This is a genomic window from Psychrobacter sp. L7 (assembly GCF_002810365.1).
GTDB classification, from domain to species: Bacteria; Pseudomonadota; Gammaproteobacteria; order Pseudomonadales; family Moraxellaceae; genus Psychrobacter; species Psychrobacter celer.
This window is the reverse complement of the sequence record NZ_NEXR01000010.1, coordinates 58,811-79,487: the sequence shown is the minus strand read 5'-3', so window position 1 is coordinate 79,487 and position 20,677 is coordinate 58,811. Positions and strand designations below refer to the sequence as shown.

Sequence of the window (20,677 nt, the reverse complement as noted above, 5' to 3'; positions counted from 1 at the left end):
TAGATTGTTTGAGGTTTTTTTGTGTCTGTAAAAACTGTTAGTAGAAGATCTGTTGGTAGAAGACAAGTATCCATAGCTGATGTATTTGGACTCCACTATACTGGCGCCAGATACAGCTTAACACTCACGGCAAAGTACTCATGATCTCTGATGCGAATGCTGACAGTACCATCATGGGCTTGGGCGATGGCTTGTACGATAGATAGCCCCAGCCCCGATCCAGCATGCATGTTGGTAGTGGTATGATGACGATGAAAGCGCTCGAACAGCTTGTCTGCCTCTACTTGACTGACAGGCTGCGCCATGCGATTGGTAATGGTAATGATGAGCGCTGACCGATGAGCTGTACTGATGTTAGAGGGTTTGATAGGTTGCAGCTCTGATGGGTCTTCGATGGCAGCGTCGACGCTAATGACGCTGTCACTGGCGGCGTAATGTATGGCGTTTGACATAAGATTGGCAAACAGTCTTTGTAGCAGGCCTTCATCGCCCAATACTATCTCAAAACTGCCTGTTTTTTTAAAGAGTAAGTGGCGGTCTTCGGCTATCAGCTCAAAATAATCCAGCAGTTTTATGATCAGCTCCTCTGTATTTACTGGCGCAAGCTGTGAGTCATGTAGCCCTTTTTGAGTTTTGGCAAGTAGCAGCATATTATTGATGAGGCTTGATAGCTGCTGGAGTGTGTCGTGCTGATGGTGTAGCTGCTCGATGTACTCTTCCGTATCTCGGGTCTTACTCAGCATGACTTGGGTCTGTGTACCAAGGGTGGCCAGCGGTGTGCGCAGCTCGTGGGCGATATTGTCCGAAAACCGCAGTAATGAAGCAAAATTACCCTCAAGTTTACTCATCATGAGGTTGTAAGACTCGGCCAAAGGCCGTAGCTCGCGTGGCATGTCACTGACGCTTACTCTTTCATCCAAGCGCTCTGGATTGATGCCTTGCATCTTTTGTACAATGGTGGATAAAGGCGCAAATCCCCAATAGACGCTCAAGGCCGCAACAGAAACCAGTAACAACGTAATCGCCAGTAAAATCAGGCTTAGCTGACGATTGAACTGTAAAAGGTACTGATGATGGACATCAATTGGTAAGGCAATCAAGGCGAGGATCTGCTCGTCTTTGATGAGCACCGCGCGGTAGTTTCGGTCATTGATTTTGGTAACAAATTGCTGCTCGCGATGCGTTTGCCATAATGACCAAAGGTCAAAGTCCGCTGGCAGCTCATGAGCAAAGCCACTTGGCGCACTGGACAGTTGATGCCCTTGTCTGTCAGTCACTAGGATTTTTAGATTATAGTCTGACCATGAGGCGTGCAGGTCATCAGGATAAAGTGGCGCTGAAGGCGTAGAGGACAATGGCAAAGTCGCCGTCGTGCGTTCATTAAAATAATCGGCACGTTTGCGCAAATTAAAGGCAGCATGTGTGATGATCTCTGAGTCCATTTGCTCAAAGTGGCCGCTGACCGAGCGTTGTACCCAAATATAAATAACGATTTGGGAGATGACGACAACGATCGTCAATAAAAAAATCGTACGCCATAATAGTGGTAAGCGCCGATTATCAAAGCGATATTTCATCGCGCGTTATCCGTCTCTGCTATGGCGGTATCTGCCGCATCTAAGCGATATCCCATGCCGCGCACGGTATGAATAAGCTTGGTCTCATAGTCATCATCGATTTTGAGCCGTAGGCGTCTGATGGCCACATCGATGACATTGGTATCACTATCAAAATTCATGTCCCATACTTGTGAGGCGATGACAGAGCGCGGGAGCACCTCACCTCGGCGCTCTAATAAAAACTGCAACAAAGCAAACTCTTTGGCCGTCAGCTTAATGGCTGTATCGCCTCTATGCACAGTGCGCTTGGCGATATCCATCTGTAGGTCTGCTATCTGTAATATCGTGCTGTTATAGTCTGCTTGATTGGCGCGGCGCAAGAGGCTTTTTATACGCACGATCAGCTCGGCGAAGGCAAAAGGTTTGGTCAGATAATCATCGCCGCCGATCTCGATGCCTTTGACTCGATCGCTCAACTCGTCTTTTGCGGTCAAAAACAGCACAGGCGTCTGCTTACCGGCAGCGCGATAATTGCGTATCAGCTCAAAGCCGCTGATATCAGGCAACATGACATCCATCAGCACAACGCTATACTCATCGGTCATGAGCGCATGATAGCCATCTAGACCCGCTGTATGATGCTCAACGACAAACCCTGCTTCTGTTAGTCCTTTTTTTATATACTCGCCAAGTTTGATCTCATCTTCTACCAATAATACCTTCATCATCCCACCTCGCAGATTAGGTTCATAGCATAAGGCCATACTAAAGGATTCTGTCTGCTATGAACATCGATGGTGGCAAAGATGACAGGATTGTCATCTGCACGTCATCTGCCGGTCAGAATGGGGTCGCTAATATATAAACTATGGACGGTATCGGCCGCCGCATTTATAACGGCTGTTGACTTAGTGAAAGGCCGCCCGCTCTACAGTATTATCTGATACAAGGCAATGGGATAAAAAAGGATAAAAGCATGATGTTTAATACAGACCATAAGTGGTTGGGCGGCGTTGTTTTATTGACGGCGAGCGTTGGGCTGATGGCTTGTAGTCAGCCAGATGTCGATGCGGCTGATAAGCAAACGACGGCGAGCACACAAGTACCAGTAGAGACTATAAGCCCAGCGTCAAACACAAAGGCATCAGACCTGCAGCCATCATCAACCATTTTACAAAACGTCTCGGCCACCGTTTACAAAGATGCCAATTGTGGCTGCTGTAAAGAATGGATCGGTCATGCCGAGGAACATGGTATGACGGCAGACGGGCAAGATGTCAGCGACTTGGCGGTGTTTAAACAGCGCTACGGCGTGCCTGATAATATGCGCTCTTGCCATACTACAGTGACGAGTGATGGTTATGTGTTTGAAGGTCATGTACCAGCCAAATATGTGGCGCAGTTTTTAGCAAACCCACCAAGCGGTGCGATTGGCCTTGCGGTGCCGGGTATGCCTATGGGCAGTCCAGGTATGGAGTATCAAAACAGATTTGATCCGTATCAAATCATGCAAATTAACAAAGACGGTAGCAGCACGGTTTATGCACAAATTGAGTCGCCGCAGCAGCAACTATAGTTTGAAGCGTTTTTAGAGATTTTAGTATTTATTAATTCCTTATTACGAGTCATCTTATGAATAATAAAAATACGCTCAACCGACGTCATTTTTTGACAGGATCGTCCGCCTTGGTAGGGGCGTCCATGTTATCTGGCCTGCCAACGATAGCTAATAGTACTCTTGCATACTCGCAAAACAAGGCGGTTATTAACAGCGATAGACCCGATCATCAAGTGCCTATCTTGACGGGTGATGAGTTCGATCTATATATCAGCAAAAAGCCTGTTATCGTTAATGGAAAATCCAGTATGGCCACGCTGATTAATGACTCACTACCTGCGCCAACGCTGAAGATGCAAGAGGGCGATACGGTCATCATTCGCGTGCATAACCAGATGAATGAGCCGACCTCTATTCATTGGCATGGTCTGCTCGTACCTTTTGAGATGGACGGCGTGCCGGGTATTAGCTTTGATGGTATACCCGCCAATAGCACTTTTACTTATAAATTCAAACTATTGCAATCGGGTACTTACTGGTATCACTCGCACACGGGCTTTCAGGAGCAAACGGGTATGCGCGGCGCGATCGTCATCGAGCCAAAAGCCGCTGAGCGTTATCCGGTGGCAGAGGATCATGTGATTTTGCTCAGTGATTGGACGCACCGTGATCCGCATACGTTACTCAAACTACTCAAGCAGCGCGCTGACTTTGATAACTATCATCTGCCTGACTTTAAAAAACTCCTCTCCGATATTGCCGCCACCGATATAGAGGCCGCTTTTGATAAGCGCAAAATGTGGAATCAGATGCGTATGATGCCGACTGATTTTAGTGATTTATCAGGTGAGAAAACCTTTACTTATCTGATCAATGGTAAAACGACTAAGGCGAATTGGGCGCAGCTTGTTAAAGCAGGACAACCCGTTAAGCTACGTTTTATCAATGGCTCTGCGCAGACGATATTTGATGTGCGCATACCCGGTCTGAAGATAAAAGTCGTCGGTACTGATGGCAATGATGTCGCGCCAGTAGAAGTCGATGATTTTCGGATTGGCGTCGCTGAAACTTATGATGTCATCGTCACGCCAACTAAAGACGCCCATACTATCTTTGCGCAAAACATCGATCGCACCGATTATGTGACCGCAACTTTAGCCACTAAAAAAGGCGCTCGTGCTGCCACGCCTCAGATGGATGGTATCGAGTGGCTCACCATGGCCGATATGATGGGGGCGATGGGCGACAAGGGTTATGACGCACACCATGCCAAGACCGAGTATGACTTTAAGACCGATATGCGCGTCGATAGTCCGCGGATGAATCTCAATGATCCTGGGATTAATCTGCGTAACATCGACAGAGAGGTGCTGACGTATAGCCAGCTGCGTTCTGTTGGCAATGAGATCATGAGCGAGCAGCGCACACCCACGCGTGAGATTGAGATTCATCTAACAGGTAACATGGAGCGCTATATCTGGGCGCTCGATGGCATCATGTTTAAAGACGCGCCGCCTGTCAATATTAAGCCTAATGAGCGCGTGCGCATTACCTTAGTTAATGACACCATGATGAGCCATCCAATGCATCTGCACGGTATGTGGAGTGATTTGCGCGCGCCTAGTGGTGACTTTCAAGTCCGTAAACACACGATATTGGTACATCCTGCGCAAAAGGTGAGCTTTGATGTGACGGGCGAGGCGGGACGCTGGGCTTGGCATTGCCATCTGCTCTATCACATGGAAGCAGGTATGTTTAGAGAAGTGGCTGTTGTATAGAAATGGTGGAATTTAATTTATCTGAAGAATATACAGGTAAGAGTCATGGCGTGAGGCTGATAAAAATTTTCTTGCGTGCTGTGCCTACGCAGACAGAGGCTGCAAAAATTTCTAGCAGCCTCACTGTGTTTTTTCAAAATAAATAGACTATATGAGGCTCATTATGAAAACCATTAAAAAAAGTCTGCCATTCATCGGCGTGTCATCATTCGCATTGCTAGCGTCACCCTTAGTAGCAGCCGAAATGAACATGTCAGATATGGAGCACAGCAGTATGCACATGTCGAATATGAACCATAGCGGTATGGATATGACAGATGATATGTCGAGTATGGATCATGGCGATAAGATAGATATGTCTGGTATGGACCATAGCAGTATGGATATGTCGGATATGGATCACAGCGGTATGAGTCATGACGATATGGATATGTCTGGCATGCAAGGCGGTGAGCCGCCAGCTGATGCGCGTAGTCCTAATTACTCCAATGGCATAGGCTATGGTGAATTTGGTAAGCCGGTGATGATGGGTAGCCTGCCGACTTGGGGCATATCGGTAGATGATTTGGGCTATCAGTTTGAAGAGGATGCCGTCAACTTTGAGCTCGAAGGCTGGTATGGTGATGATAGTCATCGGGTAAGATTGCGTACCGAGGGTAGCGCCGAGACCAAAGACGATAAAGCCATCGATAGCCTAAGCTCGCTGTCTTACTGGAAACCGCTTGGTGTCTTTTGGAACGGCGAAGTCGGCGCCGCTTATAATACCGAAAACGACAAATCAGCACTGATGGCTGGTATTACCGGCACGGCGCCTTACTTTATTGAGACGGATGCTAGAGCCTATGTTTATACCGACGGTCAAGTCCAGCTTGACCTTGGTGCAGAGTATGAATGGCGCTTAGACCAGCATTGGGTGGTAATCCCAGAAGCTGGGTTAACGGTATTTAGCAAGGATGATACTGACAATAACATTACCAAAGGCTTTAATGAGTTAGAAACTGAGATTCGGCTCACTTATGAGATGCTTAGTCGTCAGCTGTCCCCTTATGTGGGTTTTAGCTACGAGACAGCATTATCAGATACAAGAGACTTACGTCGCCAAAACAACGAAGATGTTGATACCAGTAGCGTCACGGCAGGGGTGAAATTTTGGTTTTGATTTAGACCCGCACTTCAGTCTTAGTCTATCAGTTTTGTAAAGGCGTGCTTACTAACTGCCTTAAGATTAATATAACGCTCATTACTGGCATCTATCCATATAGGTGTCATTTATGGAGATAATCACATGGATATGAATAATAATAAATCGCAAATGAACCCGTATCTGAAGTTTTTTTTGATGATACTTACCTCGACCATCGTCATGTACATCATGATGTACTTTAATACTTATCAATGGGATCACGTTTATTTTAGTGAAACGCGTGCCTATATGGCGCTATATATGGGCGCAATGATGGCAGTCATTATGCTTGCCTTTATGGGTAATATGTACAAAAAAACCAAAGTCAATTTGATGGTTTATGGGCTAAGTGTCGTGCTATTTGCCTTTGGCATATGGGGCGTGCGCTCACAACAAACCGTCGATCAAGTCGACTGGATGCAAGCGATGATACCGCACCACTCTATCGCTATTTTGACCAGTGAGCGCGCCGATATCGATGACCCGCGTGTTCGTCAATTGGCCGATGACATCATCAAAGCGCAAAAGCGCGAAATCGGTGAGATGCAGCAGCTGATAAAAGAGCTAGAGTAGTCGAGCAAAGGCAGCGGGTTTGACCGCTGATGTGTCCATATTCGTACTGACTACAACGTTTGCACACTGAGCTATCGGTGAGGATAAAGTAAAGGGAGTATTGAGCATGAAAACAGCAACCGTCTACCGTATGGTAAAAGCCGATCACGTTTGCCCCTTTGGGCTAAAGGCGCTCGATTTGTTACAGCGTAAAGGCTATGAGATTGAGGACAAACCCTTAACCCGCGATGCTGAGACGCAAGCGGTCAAAGACAAATTCAATGTTACTACCACCCCGCAAATACTTATTAATGGCGAGCGCGTAGGTGGCTATGATGACCTGCAAGCCTACTTTGGTAAAAAGGTTACTCAAAAGGATGGCTTTAGCTACACGCCAGTGATTGCCATATTTGCCACCACCGCACTGGCCAGCATTTCGCTGACTTGGGGCATGATCGGTACGCTATTGACAATACAAACGCTTATCTGGTTTATCGCCTTATCGATGATTGTGCTTGCCATTCAAAAGCTACAAGATTTAGAAAGCTTTACCAATCAGTTTTTGGGCTATGATTTATTGGCACGCAAAGTTGTGCGCTATGCGTATGTTTATCCCTTCGCCGAGGCTTTTGTCGGTATTGCCATGCTAGCAGGTGTGGCATGGCTGAGTATCATAGCGGCTGTCGTTGCGATAGTTATCGGCGGTATCAATGGCGTCTCGGTGTTCAAAGCAGTCTATATAGACAAGCGTGAGCTTAAGTGTGCTTGCGTGGGCGGTAACTCAAATGTACCGCTTGGTTTTGTGTCTTTGACCGAAAACATCATGATGGTCGCTATGGGGGTTTATATGCTGGTTAGGTTTTTATAATCGTGTTTGTAATCGATTGAATTAATAATAAAAATATAAGCGCTAGGTGTGTTTCTTACGATAGTCTGCCGCCTACTAAGCAACAAAAAAGGGTACAAGCGCTGGCATGTACCCTTTTTTTGACAGTGGTGTTTTTGTCGATATTTATACGACAGCTTATGCTTATATACCGATAGGCACTTAGCCAAGCACTTGGATATAAGCGCCCGCGCGTAGCTCTTGGAGCCAGTCTTCTTTTGCTTGCGGCGCTAGGCGTTGATACAGGGCTTGACGTGCCATATTGCGGCGATATTCGTCGCTGACGTCCTGCTGACGCTTGCCTTCGACTTGCAGGATATGCCAGCCAAATTGCGTTTTAAAAGGAGCAGAGTAGTCGCCCACGGTGGTGTTTTTCATCATGGCTTCAAATGGGCCTATCATATCGCCTTCACTAACCCAGTCCAAATCGCCACCACGTCCGGCAGAGCCTGGATCATCTGAGTAGGTCGAGGCCAAGCTTGCAAAGTCAGCGCCACTGCGTAGCTGCTCGTATAAGTCATTGATTTTTTGTTCGGCGAGGGCGTCTGTCTGTAGCTCATCGACTTTGACGAGGATATGACGAGTATGCCACTGCGGTACCAGCATGGTGTCACTGGCTTTTTTGTCAGCCAGTTTAATGATGTCGATACCCTCTGGTGTGATAAGCGGTGCACTGACGGCGCCCACATCGAGTTTGGTAATCTCGCTAGATAGCTCTGTCGGTAGAGATGCTGCTTTATGAAAGCCCATGTCGCCACCTTGGAGCGGGATGGAGTAGCTGCCTTGACTGGCGGCGATGGCCTCTGTGACATCGACATTTGGCGTAAGCAGGCGCGTACGTAGGGCTTGAGCGACTTTTAGCGCTTCTTCGCGCTGCGCCTCGGATAGGCGGCTATAGTCGTCCATATAAGGCACGCGCACATGAATGGTTTGGTATTCACTTTGGTTTAGGCGTTTGGCTTCAGGTGAGGCCAAAAACGCATCAATGTCTTGCTCACTGATGCGTACGCGGCTACTGATTTGGCGCTGCTGCAATGCCTGAATAGCGGCGTCTTCGATCAATTGCGCGCGCAGAGCAGCATAGCTACCAGCTTGGGCAGTATCTAGACGCTGCTGCAAGGCGGCGATACTATTTAAGCCTTCAGCCTGTGCGATTTGGCCAAGACGTTGATTGATAGCGGCTTCATCAGGGTTTAGACCGATACGCTGGACCATGGATAATTGCAACTCACGCAAGATAAGGGCGTTTAGTACTTCAGACTGTAGCTGTGCTGAGTTGGCTATCGGTTCGCCCGCGGCTTGGGCGCGCGCCTGAGTTTGCTGGATGGCCTCAACCAATTCGCTTTTTAAGATAGCATTTTCATTGACCAAAGCGATGATACCGTCGGTACTGTTTACTGGTGTTAAACGACTGGTGCTGGTTGGATCAGCCGCTTGGACGCTCGCAGGCTTGACGGTTGCCGCTTGAGCACTCAAAGTGAGCGCAATGCTGGCACCCATAGATAGCAGTACCGCGCGGCTGGTCTGACGTACAGAAAAAAATCTCATGATGCTCCTCATCAATGTCATCGCATCGGATGGTAGTCGGTTAACTCTACCCAATACACTTAATAATCAAATAATAGACAGGGTTGTCCCTAAAAGCCTAAAAATACAGGGTTATAAATATCGGTACCATTGCCCCACAGTATCATTGCTGCGTCACATAGTACCTATCATGTCTTAGTCTTTCCAAGCGTTTTGTACAGGCTCAAAACCTAAGATTTTGTCAGAGAGCAGGCGGGTCAAACGGCTGCTACCACTGCCCAAACCATTTAGTCTAATCTCAGCCATCACCGCTTGGGTTGGCTCGTCCTTTACATTGAGGTCATTATAGTAACGACGACCATAAACTGCAAAACCAAAACAGCAGTCTTCGTAATCGACACCGACTAAAGAGTCGAGCATTTTATCACGGTTATAATCGTATTGACCCTGTGCCAATACTCGCCAATTATTGTTGATAGGAAAAATGGCGGAGGCGGTAAAGGCAGACAATGGCAGCTGATCGGTGTTTTCGTCACGCTGACGCTTGACAAACCCGACGTTAAACAAACTATTGTCCGATGGCTGATAACGCAGCTCAGTGGTCACATAATTTAGGTCATAGTCATTGGTCAAAGCGCCGCTGACATCGACCCAAAAGTTGTTATAAGGCTGCGTACTGGTATTCCACACCATTCCTGAAGACGAAGAGGTAAAGACTGGCTGCTCATTCTCTAAGGTTACGCGTCCATTGTCGATATAAAACTGCTCTGCAATGCTACCATCAAAACGTGTCACACCCGTTGCATCGATGTAACGATAATTTATACCCGGTGTGATGGCGTGCAAATCTTGCAGACGATCGTGACCTAAAAACCAACTGTCAGAAAATAGCTGCTCATAGTTGATAGAGGCGATACGGGTGTTGAAGTTTGGGATGTCGTTTTGATCTTTGTATGGCGAGTAGGTGTACTTTAAGCGCGGGCTGAGCAAACGGTAACCGCCCATGGTCTCATCAAATGCGCCAAATGGTGAGCCTGCTTGATAGAAGTTCAGTCCAGCGTCGATACTGGCCTGCGGTACAAAGACTGACTGGCTCCCATCTTCTTTACTCAGCTGATTGTCTGCCAAGCTGTCTTCGTCATAAGACGTATACAGGTGCTGGAGGCTGAGCTTGGGTTTGACATAGCCCCATGAGCTTTCGATAGGGTAGACGGCGCTGATTTTATTATAAAGACGTGTGCCGCTTTTTTCGTTTTCTGAGCCATCATCGATGGATTTTTTGAAATAAGCGGAGTCATGGACGCCAGTTATATGAAAATTATTGGCGGTGGGCAGGCGATAGTTTACGCTTAGCTGCGGTAAGCGTGAATACGGTTTGTCCTTATCTTGCAACGCCTCGCCATCACCATTGAACGCATCGAGCGTCTGAAAAGTCTCAACTTTGAGCTCGCCGCTGACATAGTCGTTATAGTAGTTTAGGCGCGCCCGTCTTGGTAAGTTTACCGTACTATCAGATAAGCCGAGGGTATCAAAATCATCGAGATAATCTGAGTCTGACACGTAGCTGTATTTGGCATCGCCGCTCAACCGCGGAATGCTCTTAGAAGACCATGCATGATCATAAAAAAAGCTACTGCGATCTTCATCACCATACTCTCGGTCGCTTGGCAAATAAGAGCCATTAAAGATACCTTCGCCGTAGTTTTCGGTCAAATAACGAAACTCACCTGATAGCATAGGGTTGCGATCGGTATAGATGTGCGTGTTGAGCGTGGCATCATAGTTGGGCGCTAAGTTAAAATAATAAGGCACATCAACTTCTAAGCCGTTTTCACTACTGACACTGGCGCTGGGTAACAAAAACCCGCTGCTACGCCGACTGTCTATCGGAAAGTTAAAATAAGGCAAGTAAAATACGGGCACATCGGCGACACGAAAAGTCGTGTTATATGCCTCGCCGCGACCGGTGTCGGTATCTAAATCGATGCTTTTGGCGTCAAATTGCCATTTTCGATTGGTCGGTGGGCAGGTGCTAAACATCACCTCATCGAGCTCATACTGCGTCTCATTGGGTCTGTTTAGCTGCTTGGCATAGCCGTGAGCTTGTAATTCGACACTGGCGAACGCCACGTCTTTGGCGGTGGATTGGCCTGTTTCGGTGTTGTAATTGAGGCTATCTGCCACCCCGATGAGGCCGCCTTGAGTCGCTTTGTCTGTCAAATTGACTTGGGTTTGGTTTGCCTTGCGCTGCGCGGCTCGCCTGCCAGTTGCCTTGTCCGTAAACATGACTTTGCCTTGCGCTGCCGCCACACCGCTGCCCAAATCCAGCAATACTTTGTCAGCTTCGATATGCTGGGTGCCTTGGTTGATAATGACATTGCCTGATAGCTCAGCATAGTCGACGTTGTCATAATAGCCGTAGTCTGACTCTGAAAATAGCGGCGCTTGCTGGTTTGGTATCTCACTGACATTCGGCGCGGTTTGTCCATTGATGCCGCCTGCTTCATTGACTGCCCGCTGATAATTGGGGTTGCGTTTAGGATAGACCCATTGACCTTCACAGCGCTGGGCACTATCGATTGCCCTAGGCAGCAGCTCTAGATTGCGGCCAACCTTTGAAATGGTTTGTACACTCGGCATGAGCGCCTCTGGTAGCGCGTTTGTTTCATCGTCTGGCAGACTCATGCTGCTATTGATGTTTGGTGCCGCTGTCTCAGTTTCAGGTGTAAGCTCATAAAAATCAGCCAACCGTTTGAGGCTGTCTTGAATACTCTCGTCGCTGTTAGGGGTATCAGTATTGTTATTATCGTTATGGGTATCAGCGCCAGCGTTGTAATGGATACTGTTACTGGTATTAACCTCAGGATTGGCATGGTGAGCCATAGTGGCTGTGGTATCGATATCTAGAGTGCTGGCCACTTGCTCAGGCGTTTGTAGGGAGGTATTGTCGGTATTAATGGTGCCGGTAGGCTCATCAAAAAATGTAACGCCGCCATACTGCGCATCGAGCGTGTCGGGTATCGCAGGGGCTGGCACAAATGCTGGCGGCAAGGCAGAGCCTGAGACGCTACTGTCGTCATTGCTATTGCCGTGGTTATTGATCGCTGTTGCCCCCAGTGACGGGCTTGGCGTACTGTCGCTATCGCTCGATGTATGGGCGTTTTTTGCACGGGCATTGTTTACAGTCGGATTTTTTGCGCTGGGCGTAAGAGCGCTTTGAGGATAACGGATATCTTGGTCAAAAGCATGGTGGGTGTCCTTTGCCGCGCGACTGGCAGCCTGATTTGCTGCTAGATAAGCAGGACGGTGCGCGCTATCCGCAGACAGTGGCTTGGTCGTTTGTGTCTGTGGTTCTGCCTCGCTGAGTGCGGCATTGACCGCAAGGCTCGATAAACCTAACGCGCCAAATAAGATCAAACGAATGCTTTGGTAGAGCGAAGAATATAGCAAGGGCACACCTATGATTGCAGAGCCGGTTAGATTGCGATACGTAATTGAGTGGCCGTATCTTTTAGATACTGTCATACATCAGCGCCGACAGATTGACCTTATTATGCTAAATGGTGTCAACAGTCAGGCGGTTTTACATATAATGACGACTAATCATAGTCAAAAAAAACCAAATCAGCTACACTATTTACCAAAAATTATAAGATGAGCACAGGCTGCTGCATTTATGCTCAGCAGTAGCCATCGTGCCAAACGCGCGCTTATCTACCAATAAAAGCGATGATGACCAAGATAGGCGTCACTATTTTAGCAAGGTTTTGCCAGACTTATCACTACTTTAGTTGTTGACCACCGACATTTACTTTTTTATAACCGATAATACGATTTTAGAGAGCCCTATGACCCAGCCGCTACCCAACAGCCGCCAGCAGCAATTGCACGACTGGCTACAAGCAGTCTTTACAGAGCAGACCTTTGATTTACAGAGTCTGCCAGGGGATGCCAGCGCGCGTCAGTATCATCGCCTGCAGCTGACAACAGAGCCCCAATCGCAAGCGGCACGTTATATTGTCATGGATTCGGCTGATGAACAAGACGCCATGCGTCAGTTTATCAATGTCGCCAAATTGATGGCACCTGTGATCAATGTGCCAACGCTGATTGCGCAGGATGTGGCAAAAGGCTTTTTGGTGCTACAAGACTTTGGTACGGTAGAGTTTGCTCATTTACTAGTTAAAGCCACGCCCGAGCAAGTCGATCGCCATTATCAGCTGGCCATGCAGACGTTGGTCGCATTACAAACACTCTCTGTTGAACAAGCAAAATCTGAGCATCAGCTGCCTGATTATGACAGTGCACTGCTAGACCGAGAGATGGATTTGTTTAGTGAATGGTTTATGCCATATATCGGCGTGGCAGTTGATCCAAAGCTGTGGCGGGCGCTAAAAGCGGTATTGATACAAGAGATTTTGCAGCAGCCAGCAGTCGTCGTCCATCGTGATTATCACAGCCGCAACTTGATGCAAGATCAAGCCGATCACTCACGCTTGGGGGTGATTGATTTTCAAGATGCGGTGATTGGCGCTTATACTTATGATTTGGTATCGCTGCTGCGTGATGCTTATGTGGAGTGGTCTGAGCCGCAGATATCTGCATGGACGCGTGATTTTTGGCAATTACAAAAGCAAGCAGGCTTGAGCACAGCTGCCGATATCGCGCAGTTTGAAAACGATATGAATGTCATGGGTGTCCAGCGCCATCTAAAGGTACTGGGAATCTTTGTGCGCCTATCGCAGCGTGATGGCAAAGACCGCTATTTGGCCGATATTCCGAAAGTGATGCGCGATTTTATGGTTGAGCTAGAATGGTTGGAGGCGCATGGTAGCCTGCAGATGCAGCAAGCGGTGGCACCTTTCAATGACTATCTAAGAGAGCATATATTGCCAGCGTATCAGCGTCAGTTTGTGCAGCAATATATTTAGGCCATTTTTAGCCCGTTTAGATAACTACCGAGTGAATTGAAGGCACGCCCTAGGCAGTATTTAGCAGTATTTAAAAAGCAATAACAAAAACAAAAACACGGAGCGCACATGTCTGAGACCAACCAAGCAACGATTACTCAAGCAATGATTTTGGCAGCTGGCAAGGGTACGCGTCTGCGGCCGCTGACCTTAGAGACTCCCAAGCCTTTGGTAGAGGTGGGCGGTCAGCCGCTGATCGTCTGGCATATCAAGGCACTACGAGCGGCTGGTATTACCGATATCACTATCAACGCCTCATGGCTCGCCGATACCCTGATAGAGAGGTTGGGTGACGGGGCGCAATATGGCGTGACCCTGCATTGGTCGGTCGAAAGCGATGAGCCACTGGAGACGGCAGGAGGGATATTTCAGGCGCTGCAGGCAGCCAAGCTACGAGATGAGCCGTTTATTTTAGTCAACTCGGATGTGTGGACGACTTATGATTTTTCGCAATTGATTGACTATAAGCTGGGGGCGGATCAGCGCGCGCATCTATTGCTGATTGACAATCCAGAGCACAATAGTGGCGGGGATTTTGCCATTAACAATGGTCTTGCCAGCGAGCAGCCGATTGATAATGCAGACAAACATACCTTTGCTGGTATCAGCGTGATGTCGCCAAGACTGGTCGATGGGTTGGCCTCAGGTCAGCCAGCGGCACTGGCGCCGCTGCTCAAGCAGGCGATGATGAAGTTTCAAATCACCGCCGAGGTGATAGCAGATAACTGGATAGACGTTGGCACACCTGAACGTTTGGCGCAAGTCAATGAGTTTATCGATGATAAAGGAGCCGCCAGTCATCAAGGCGCTTAGTGCTCACTATCTATAGGACAATAAAAAAGCAGCGACCATTTGTGGCGCTGCTTTTTCGTTTGCTAAGGCACGATAAGCCATAAAGGGTGGGTTACCCAACGCTAGGTATCTATGAGCTAGACACCCATAGCCAGCTTAATCAATTGGGCAATGGTAAAAATCACCAAAAAACCCGCGATATATAGACCAATAAACCATGCCCATTGTGATTGCTTTTTACTGAGCTTTTTCATATTCGTCTCCTATCTTTTTATAGATACGCCATACGGGCGGGCGTAGTGACCGCCACCTTTTGCGGTGGCCTGTCACTTTTTAGCTGTCATTTCTCTGATGCTACTTGTTTCTCATACTGCTTGTTCTGACTTAGCACATATACTACGCCTAGTACATATGCTCATGATCTGTCTTGCCCTTAAAAGTATAGTAGGCAAAAGCGGTATAACTTAAGATAATCGGTAGCATGATAGCGGCCCCAATCAGCATAAAGGATAGCGAGGTATCCGCTGCTGCTGCTTCATAAATCGTCATTTCATACGGGACGATATAAGGGAAAACGGCAAAACAGACCCCGATATAACCCATCAAAAATAACGCCACCGTCAAGAGAAATGGGCGATATTCACGCTCTGTCTTTAGGTCTTTACGCATCAAAAAGGCCAAGAGCAGCACGATAATCGGCATGGGTGCCAAATATAGCAAGCCTGGGAAGCTAAACCAGCCTTCAAGCGCTTTGATATCAGAAAAATACATAAAGCCTGTGACGACGACCATTGCGATGATCAGTGCCAATAGCATCCAGCCTGAAACCTTGCGTGCCCATACTTGTAAAGTATGCTCGGTTTTGATAATGAGCCACGTAGAGCCAAGGAGCGCATAGCCGATAATCATGGCAATACCGCAAATGATAGAAAAAGGCGTGAACCAATCAAAAGGCCCGCCTGTATAGAGACGATTGCTTGCCTCAATCCCTTGTATCAACGCGCCCAACATCAGCCCTTGGCAAAAAGTCGCCACCACGGAGCCGATAAAGAAAAAACTGTCCCATACGTGACGACGTGAGGAGGCTTTAAAACGAAACTCAAACGCCACGCCGCGCATGATCAGGCCAAACAGCATAAAGATGACCGGCAGATACAATCCTGTCATGATAATGCCATAAGCGACTGGGAAAGCTGCGAATAAACCGCCACCGCCCAGTACCAGCCACGTCTCATTGCCATCCCAAAAAGGCGCGATAGAGTTCATCATGCGGCTACGGTTTTTGTCTGAGCCTGCAAAAGGAAATAAAATCCCGCAGCCCAAATCAAAACCATCAAGCAACACATAAATAAAGACAGATAAGGCAATCAAGCCGCCCCAGATCAAAGGTAAGTCTAATACATCACCGTAGTTAAACATTAGCGTAACCCTCCATCATCGACATCATCAGCAGGTGTATCGATATTTTCTTTTGTACTTTGATCAGGACTGCTATCACCGCTTAGTGTCCGTCCTTGACTCTCTGTGACTGAGTGCTCATAGAAATTGTCCTCAGCGGGATCTTCAAACGGTTTTGGCCCCTGAGCGATCAGTCGCAAGATATAAAAACTCCCTGCGCCAAAGACAAACACATAAAGCACAATAAAACCAATCAGTGTCGTGGCGACTTGCTGAGCGGCGAGGGGTGACATACTCTCGGCCGTACGTATCACGCCATATACCGTCCATGGCTGACGTCCTGTTTCGGTGACAAACCAACCAGCCAGCAATGCGATAAAACCAAGCGGCGTCATCATCATCCACGCACGGTGAAACCAGACACTTTGTGGATCATACTGTTGTTTTTTAAAGTATTTATACAGACTAAATAAGCCGACCAACACCATGAGCATGCCAATACCGACCATAATACGAAACGCCCAAAATACAATAGCCACAGGGGGCTGATCTTCAGGTGCCCAGTTTTTGAGACCCTTAACTTCACCATCAAACGAATGGGTGAGAATCAAGCCTGAAACATAAGGGATGGCTACCTCGTACTTATTGGTTTGGTTTTCTTGATCAGGCAGCGCAAACAAGCGCAGAGCCGCGCCGCGCTCATCTTCCCAGATACCTTCCATAGCAGCGATTTTGGCTGGCTGATGCTCTAAGGTGTTAAGACCGTGCTCATCACCAATCAACACCTGTGCTGGCGCGACAAATATTGCCATAATCATCGCCATACCTAACATGACACGGCCATGCTGACGGTGCTCTTTGTGCTTTTTAGATTGCAGATAGTAAGCACCGATACCGCCAACGACGAAGGCGGTGGTCAAAAACGCCGCCGTCATCATATGGGCATAACGGTAAGGAAAGGATGGGTTAAAAATAATCTCAAACCAGTTGGTAGGATACAAGATGCCATCCGCGCCCAGCATAAAGCCCTGCGGCGTCTGCATAAAGCTGTTGGCAGACAAAATCCAAAATCCTGAAATTAGCGTACCGATGGCAACGATGGCTGTCGAAGCAAAGTGCATCCGCTTACTCACGCGGCCCCAGCCAAACAGCATAATCCCCAAAAAGGACGCCTCTAAGAAAAACGCAGTCAATACCTCATAGGCAAGTAGAGGGCCTAAAACGTTACCGGCTTTGTCCGAAAACACCGCCCAGTTGGTACCGAACTGGTAGGACATCACCACGCCCGAGACCACCCCCATACCAAAGACCACGGCAAATATTTTGACCCAATGCTTATAGACTTCAGCATAAATAGGCTCGCCGGTCTTTAACCAACGGAACTCAAGCACCGTCAGCCAGCTGGCCAGACCAATAGAAAAGGCGGGAAAAACAATATGAAATGAGATAACAAAAGCGAATTGGATACGCGCAAGCATCAGCGCATCGAGCTGGTCAATCATAAACGTAGCGAACATAAACGGTTACCCTTATCTGTTAGCTGAATAGCGCAGGCTTCCCTCACACGCTCAAATAACAGTCTGCATACTGTCTTTATTTATATATAGGCAATAGGCAGATTGTGTCTCAGTATGGATTAGCGCGCGACCTAAATGATACATGGTGGCTAAGCTAACGACTGTTTAGCTGAATTAAGTAATTTACATCCTTATAAATTAATACATGACTGTTATGTGCTGTCAATATATTATGCGCCTCCCTCGGTACACACGCAAGCGATGCAGCACCCTGACGACCTACCTAGTAGTCACGAATATTTGGGGTAAAAAAACAGATAGATTCTTTAAAAACAACAATAAAAACAATGATTTATTTAAAAAAATCTGCGCTGCTATCAGGGCGGCTATCATGCCTATCTGTCACCGAGTGGGGTACAAATAAGCAACATGTTATCAGTTTGTAGCGTTTCTACTTTTCCTTACAGTCAGCTGCTCATTATCTGCGGCAACGGCTTGAGTATTATTCTTGTAATTGCTTGTGCAAGATCCGCCGTAGCGTCAAGATAGTCTGGGGGTTGCTCTGAATACTATGACCCCCATTTATAATGGTCTCAGAAGCTGCACCGTCTAAGTGCGCACTGGTATAAGGCACGATGCCGTCTGATAGACGTTCAGTCAACGCTTGGCTGATGTTTTTATCGACGGTGACTGCGGCCACCAGCGGCTGTGTCGATGCTTTATTGTTAGCAGTATTGGCGGTGTCAGTAGCGCTAGTGCTGGTAGCGTGACTGTCTTTTTCTTCTTTTATGGCTTGTGATAAGTCGATTTTGGCATTGCCTGGCTGCATCTGTGCCAGCCCTTTGGTGATATCTGAATCGTTATTGGCGATGATGGAGTGATAAGTAATACGGTCATTGATGGAGATATCTCGGGTCAATTGAATAAATGAGGATTTGTCACTCAATTGGCTGGCACCGTTTTGTAGGTATAAAGCGCCAAGTGGGTTTTGTGCCAAGTCGCCTTGGGTGGCAATGGTCGCCAGATTGTCTGTGACCGTCTTGACCAGCCCAACGGGCAGATACACAATGCGGCGCAGCGCACGGGTAAACCAGCGGTCTGCATAATCGGTGCCGCGAAACGGCGCTGATAAAAACACCGCTGTATCCACTTGCGGTAAGGTTGTGAGCTCAAAGCGCTCTTTGAGCTCGGTCTCACCAAATGAGGCTTTAAGAGCATCGCGAATTTGCCGCTTTTCGCTATTAGAGAGCAGGTTTTGATCGTCTAAGCTGTCTAAATCCTCGACCAGATTGTCGTCTGATAGCATCATACGGGCGATGACAGCGCCCATGCTGTGGCTGATAATCACGCTGTTTTTGCTGGCGCGGTTCTGTCCTTGTGGGTCGGTTTGGGCATAAGTGCTATTGATCAGGCGCTGGATTTGATAGCGGTTTTCTAAAATCGGTAGATTGGTGGGATAAAATATCTGCCAGACTTGATAGTTATCGCGCAGCTTATCATCGTTTAAGGTATCGTTGGTCAAGTTGACCCACGTTGCAGGACTAGAGGCGAGGCCGTGCAGCATAATCAGCACGCGCTTATCAGGGTCATAGGGCTCGAGCATAAACAGCTTGGGCAGTCGGGCGTCAGGCTGGCGAGTGATGAGATTAAGATAACCGACACCGTCCAGCTGGTTTTCTGCCAACCAAAGACCATAGCCTGCCGAAAAATTGGCCGCGATGGGGTAGTTATCACCCAAGATATTGACATGCTCTGTTTGATACGGGTTATAGAGGTGGATATCGAGCGTGCGGCTGCTCAGCGCGTCTAAAACGCTATCGCCGCTGGGCTTGATAAGGCCGGTCAATAACAAATGGCCTGTAGGATAGATACGCGAGCTTGGATTACTCTCATTCTCATTGACGCTGTCGCTGTTTTGCTCATAGGACAAGCGCCCCGCCAACGACGACGCCAATAGTTGCCGAATCGTTGTGGTATAACGATCATCTAACGATGCCACTAGGCTGATGCCGAGCCCCGGGCGTTTGCTGATAGAGTTTAGGCCAGAGAGGCGCAGCTCGTAAGTGGAGACTAGGTCGGCAAGTGCTGAGGCTTGCTTGTGCGCATTTTGTAAGTAGCTGTTTTCGTTTGGCAGATAGACGCCAAGCTGATAGTCATCAACGGCTATTTTCATCACTTTGATTTGGTCAGTGGGTTTGCCTGTGATCGGTGATAAATTGGCGATGGCTGCTTGCTCGCTGCTATCACGCTTGCTTGAGGTGATGGGGAGGTATTCTATCTGTGCCTCGCCCATCAGTTTGTCCGTGCCATCAGCGGACTTATACAGCTGAGTGATGATATCGTTGCTGGCCGCGTTATATATGTCTTGGGTCTGAATATCTGTATCATTGGGAATACGGTTTTGTTGCTGCGACTGCCCGCTGGCCTTATCCGCTCCCTCAAAATCGTGTACGAGCGCGTCATAAAATAAATAGGTGTAGCTCGATTTTACCGCATCAAATAGCCGCTCTTGATAGTCATTGAGACAGCGACTGGTGTTTTGTTGCTGGACTTTGGCGTCTTCTGCACTTAGCGGCGCATTGGCATAATAGGGATCAAGCGGCGGACGAGACAAGGCGTCGCGGCAGGCTTGCGAGCGTGCCAGCTGACGGGCTTTGGCATAGTGTAGCTCGGCAAAAATCGCTAAAGCAGGGCGGTAGTGTTTATTTAGTATGCTATCGGTCAGCTGCGTCAAGCACAGATCAAACTGCTGCATACAGGCTTGCTCGTTTAGCCCTGCAGATAGCAGCGCTGAGGCGGTGTCGCTACTCAGTTTTTTATCAGTGACGATATTGCCGCGCTGGTCGGCGATGGTTTTTGCGGAGGTTTGTTTGTTGACAGACACCGTGCTACAGGCAGGCAGTAGCGCTACTGCGGCAAGCAAGACTGCTAGGGTCATCGACCGCGTTTTTTGATTG

General features: G+C 48.0%; 15 protein-coding genes. 7 read left to right on the top strand and 8 right to left on the bottom strand.

The features are described 5' to 3' along the window. Nucleotides 1-95: 95 nt before the first annotated feature. Nucleotides 96-1,577 (bottom strand): ATP-binding protein, encoded by a 1,482-nt coding sequence (locus tag CAP50_RS10005; RefSeq protein ID WP_100749889.1) that lies wholly within the window; start codon nucleotides 1,575-1,577, stop codon nucleotides 96-98. After that, the gene (locus tag CAP50_RS10000; RefSeq protein WP_075100675.1) at nucleotides 1,574-2,284 is read right to left on the bottom strand and encodes a heavy metal response regulator transcription factor; all 711 of its coding nucleotides are present in this window, start codon (nucleotides 2,282-2,284) and stop codon (nucleotides 1,574-1,576) included. Before CAP50_RS10000 ends, CAP50_RS10005 begins: the two co-directional genes overlap by 4 nt. 254 nt (nucleotides 2,285-2,538) lie before the next feature. On the opposite strand from CAP50_RS10000, the gene CAP50_RS09995 reads away from it, so the two are divergent. The 5 genes from CAP50_RS09995 to CAP50_RS09975 all read left to right on the top strand — a co-directional run bounded on the left by CAP50_RS09995 (nucleotide 2,539) and on the right by CAP50_RS09975 (nucleotide 7,498). After that, nucleotides 2,539-3,135, top strand: coding sequence for a DUF411 domain-containing protein (locus CAP50_RS09995; protein ID WP_446737510.1), 597 nt, complete (start codon nucleotides 2,539-2,541; stop codon nucleotides 3,133-3,135). 56 nt (nucleotides 3,136-3,191) lie between these two features. Beyond that, nucleotides 3,192-4,895, top strand: coding sequence for a copper resistance system multicopper oxidase (locus tag CAP50_RS09990; protein ID WP_100749887.1), 1,704 nt, complete (start codon nucleotides 3,192-3,194; stop codon nucleotides 4,893-4,895). A 163-nt stretch (nucleotides 4,896-5,058) separates the two neighbouring features. Further along, nucleotides 5,059-6,054, top strand: coding sequence for a copper resistance protein B (locus CAP50_RS09985; RefSeq protein WP_075100678.1), 996 nt, complete (start codon nucleotides 5,059-5,061; stop codon nucleotides 6,052-6,054). Between the two features lie 126 nt (nucleotides 6,055-6,180). Continuing rightward, complete coding sequence (locus tag CAP50_RS09980; RefSeq protein ID WP_100749886.1) at nucleotides 6,181-6,651, top strand: DUF305 domain-containing protein; 471 nt, start codon at nucleotides 6,181-6,183, stop codon at nucleotides 6,649-6,651. Nucleotides 6,652-6,757: 106 nt separating this feature from the next. Beyond that, nucleotides 6,758-7,498 carry a MauE/DoxX family redox-associated membrane protein gene (locus CAP50_RS09975; RefSeq protein WP_100749885.1) on the top strand — a complete coding sequence of 247 codons (741 nt, stop codon included), beginning with the start codon at nucleotides 6,758-6,760 and terminating at the stop codon, nucleotides 7,496-7,498. Between the two features lie 180 nt (nucleotides 7,499-7,678). On the opposite strand, the gene CAP50_RS09970 is transcribed toward CAP50_RS09975, so the two are convergent. Both CAP50_RS09970 and CAP50_RS09965 read right to left on the bottom strand, forming a co-directional pair. Further along, complete coding sequence (locus CAP50_RS09970) at nucleotides 7,679-9,064, bottom strand: peptidylprolyl isomerase (RefSeq protein WP_100749884.1); 1,386 nt, start codon at nucleotides 9,062-9,064, stop codon at nucleotides 7,679-7,681. A gap of 174 nt (nucleotides 9,065-9,238) precedes the next feature. Beyond that, entirely contained in the window at nucleotides 9,239-12,493 is a 3,255-nt protein-coding gene (locus CAP50_RS09965; protein WP_241900741.1) for an LPS-assembly protein LptD, read from the bottom strand. Nucleotides 12,494-12,891: 398 nt separating this feature from the next. Between CAP50_RS09965 and CAP50_RS09955 the strand changes: the two genes are divergently transcribed. Both CAP50_RS09955 and murU read left to right on the top strand, forming a co-directional pair. Next, complete coding sequence (locus CAP50_RS09955; RefSeq protein WP_075100773.1) at nucleotides 12,892-13,974, top strand: aminoglycoside phosphotransferase family protein; 1,083 nt, start codon at nucleotides 12,892-12,894, stop codon at nucleotides 13,972-13,974. A 108-nt stretch (nucleotides 13,975-14,082) separates the two neighbouring features. After that, a complete protein-coding gene (gene murU, locus CAP50_RS09950; RefSeq protein ID WP_075100683.1) occupies nucleotides 14,083-14,826 on the top strand; it encodes an N-acetylmuramate alpha-1-phosphate uridylyltransferase MurU in 744 nt (247 codons plus the stop codon). A 116-nt stretch (nucleotides 14,827-14,942) separates the two neighbouring features. Here murU and CAP50_RS12955 read toward each other — a convergent pair whose 3' ends face one another. The 4 genes from CAP50_RS12955 to CAP50_RS09935 form a co-directional block, all read right to left on the bottom strand. Beyond that, on the bottom strand, nucleotides 14,943-15,059 hold the full coding sequence (locus CAP50_RS12955; RefSeq protein WP_372046312.1) for a DUF2474 domain-containing protein: 117 nt from the start codon (nucleotides 15,057-15,059) through the stop codon (nucleotides 14,943-14,945). Between the two features lie 148 nt (nucleotides 15,060-15,207). Beyond that, complete coding sequence (gene cydB, locus CAP50_RS09945; protein WP_075100684.1) at nucleotides 15,208-16,224, bottom strand: cytochrome d ubiquinol oxidase subunit II; 1,017 nt, start codon at nucleotides 16,222-16,224, stop codon at nucleotides 15,208-15,210. Beyond that, the gene (locus CAP50_RS09940) at nucleotides 16,224-17,720 is read right to left on the bottom strand and encodes a cytochrome ubiquinol oxidase subunit I (protein WP_075100685.1); all 1,497 of its coding nucleotides are present in this window, start codon (nucleotides 17,718-17,720) and stop codon (nucleotides 16,224-16,226) included. Before CAP50_RS09940 ends, cydB begins: the two co-directional genes overlap by 1 nt. A gap of 502 nt (nucleotides 17,721-18,222) precedes the next feature. After that, the gene (locus CAP50_RS09935; RefSeq protein ID WP_100750086.1) at nucleotides 18,223-20,658 is read right to left on the bottom strand and encodes an esterase/lipase family protein; all 2,436 of its coding nucleotides are present in this window, start codon (nucleotides 20,656-20,658) and stop codon (nucleotides 18,223-18,225) included. Nucleotides 20,659-20,677 lie beyond the last annotated feature (19 nt).

Coding starts and splice junctions, on each gene's coding strand:
- CAP50_RS10005 (WP_100749889.1), bottom strand. CDS start 1,577: ATGAAATATCGCTTTGATAATCGGCGCTTACCACTATTATGGCGTACG.
- cydB (WP_075100684.1), bottom strand. CDS start 16,224: ATGTTTAACTACGGTGATGTATTAGACTTACCTTTGATCTGGGGCGGC.
- CAP50_RS09990 (WP_100749887.1), top strand. CDS start 3,192: ATGAATAATAAAAATACGCTCAACCGACGTCATTTTTTGACAGGATCG.
- CAP50_RS09975 (WP_100749885.1), top strand. CDS start 6,758: ATGAAAACAGCAACCGTCTACCGTATGGTAAAAGCCGATCACGTTTGC.
- CAP50_RS10000 (WP_075100675.1), bottom strand. CDS start 2,284: ATGAAGGTATTATTGGTAGAAGATGAGATCAAACTTGGCGAGTATATA.
- CAP50_RS09970 (WP_100749884.1), bottom strand. CDS start 9,064: ATGAGATTTTTTTCTGTACGTCAGACCAGCCGCGCGGTACTGCTATCT.
- murU (WP_075100683.1), top strand. CDS start 14,083: ATGTCTGAGACCAACCAAGCAACGATTACTCAAGCAATGATTTTGGCA.
- CAP50_RS12955 (WP_372046312.1), bottom strand. CDS start 15,059: ATGAAAAAGCTCAGTAAAAAGCAATCACAATGGGCATGGTTTATTGGT.
- CAP50_RS09955 (WP_075100773.1), top strand. CDS start 12,892: ATGACCCAGCCGCTACCCAACAGCCGCCAGCAGCAATTGCACGACTGG.
- CAP50_RS09980 (WP_100749886.1), top strand. CDS start 6,181: ATGGATATGAATAATAATAAATCGCAAATGAACCCGTATCTGAAGTTT.
- CAP50_RS09985 (WP_075100678.1), top strand. CDS start 5,059: ATGAAAACCATTAAAAAAAGTCTGCCATTCATCGGCGTGTCATCATTC.
- CAP50_RS09995 (WP_446737510.1), top strand. CDS start 2,539: ATGTTTAATACAGACCATAAGTGGTTGGGCGGCGTTGTTTTATTGACG.
- CAP50_RS09935 (WP_100750086.1), bottom strand. CDS start 20,658: ATGACCCTAGCAGTCTTGCTTGCCGCAGTAGCGCTACTGCCTGCCTGT.
- CAP50_RS09940 (WP_075100685.1), bottom strand. CDS start 17,720: ATGTTCGCTACGTTTATGATTGACCAGCTCGATGCGCTGATGCTTGCG.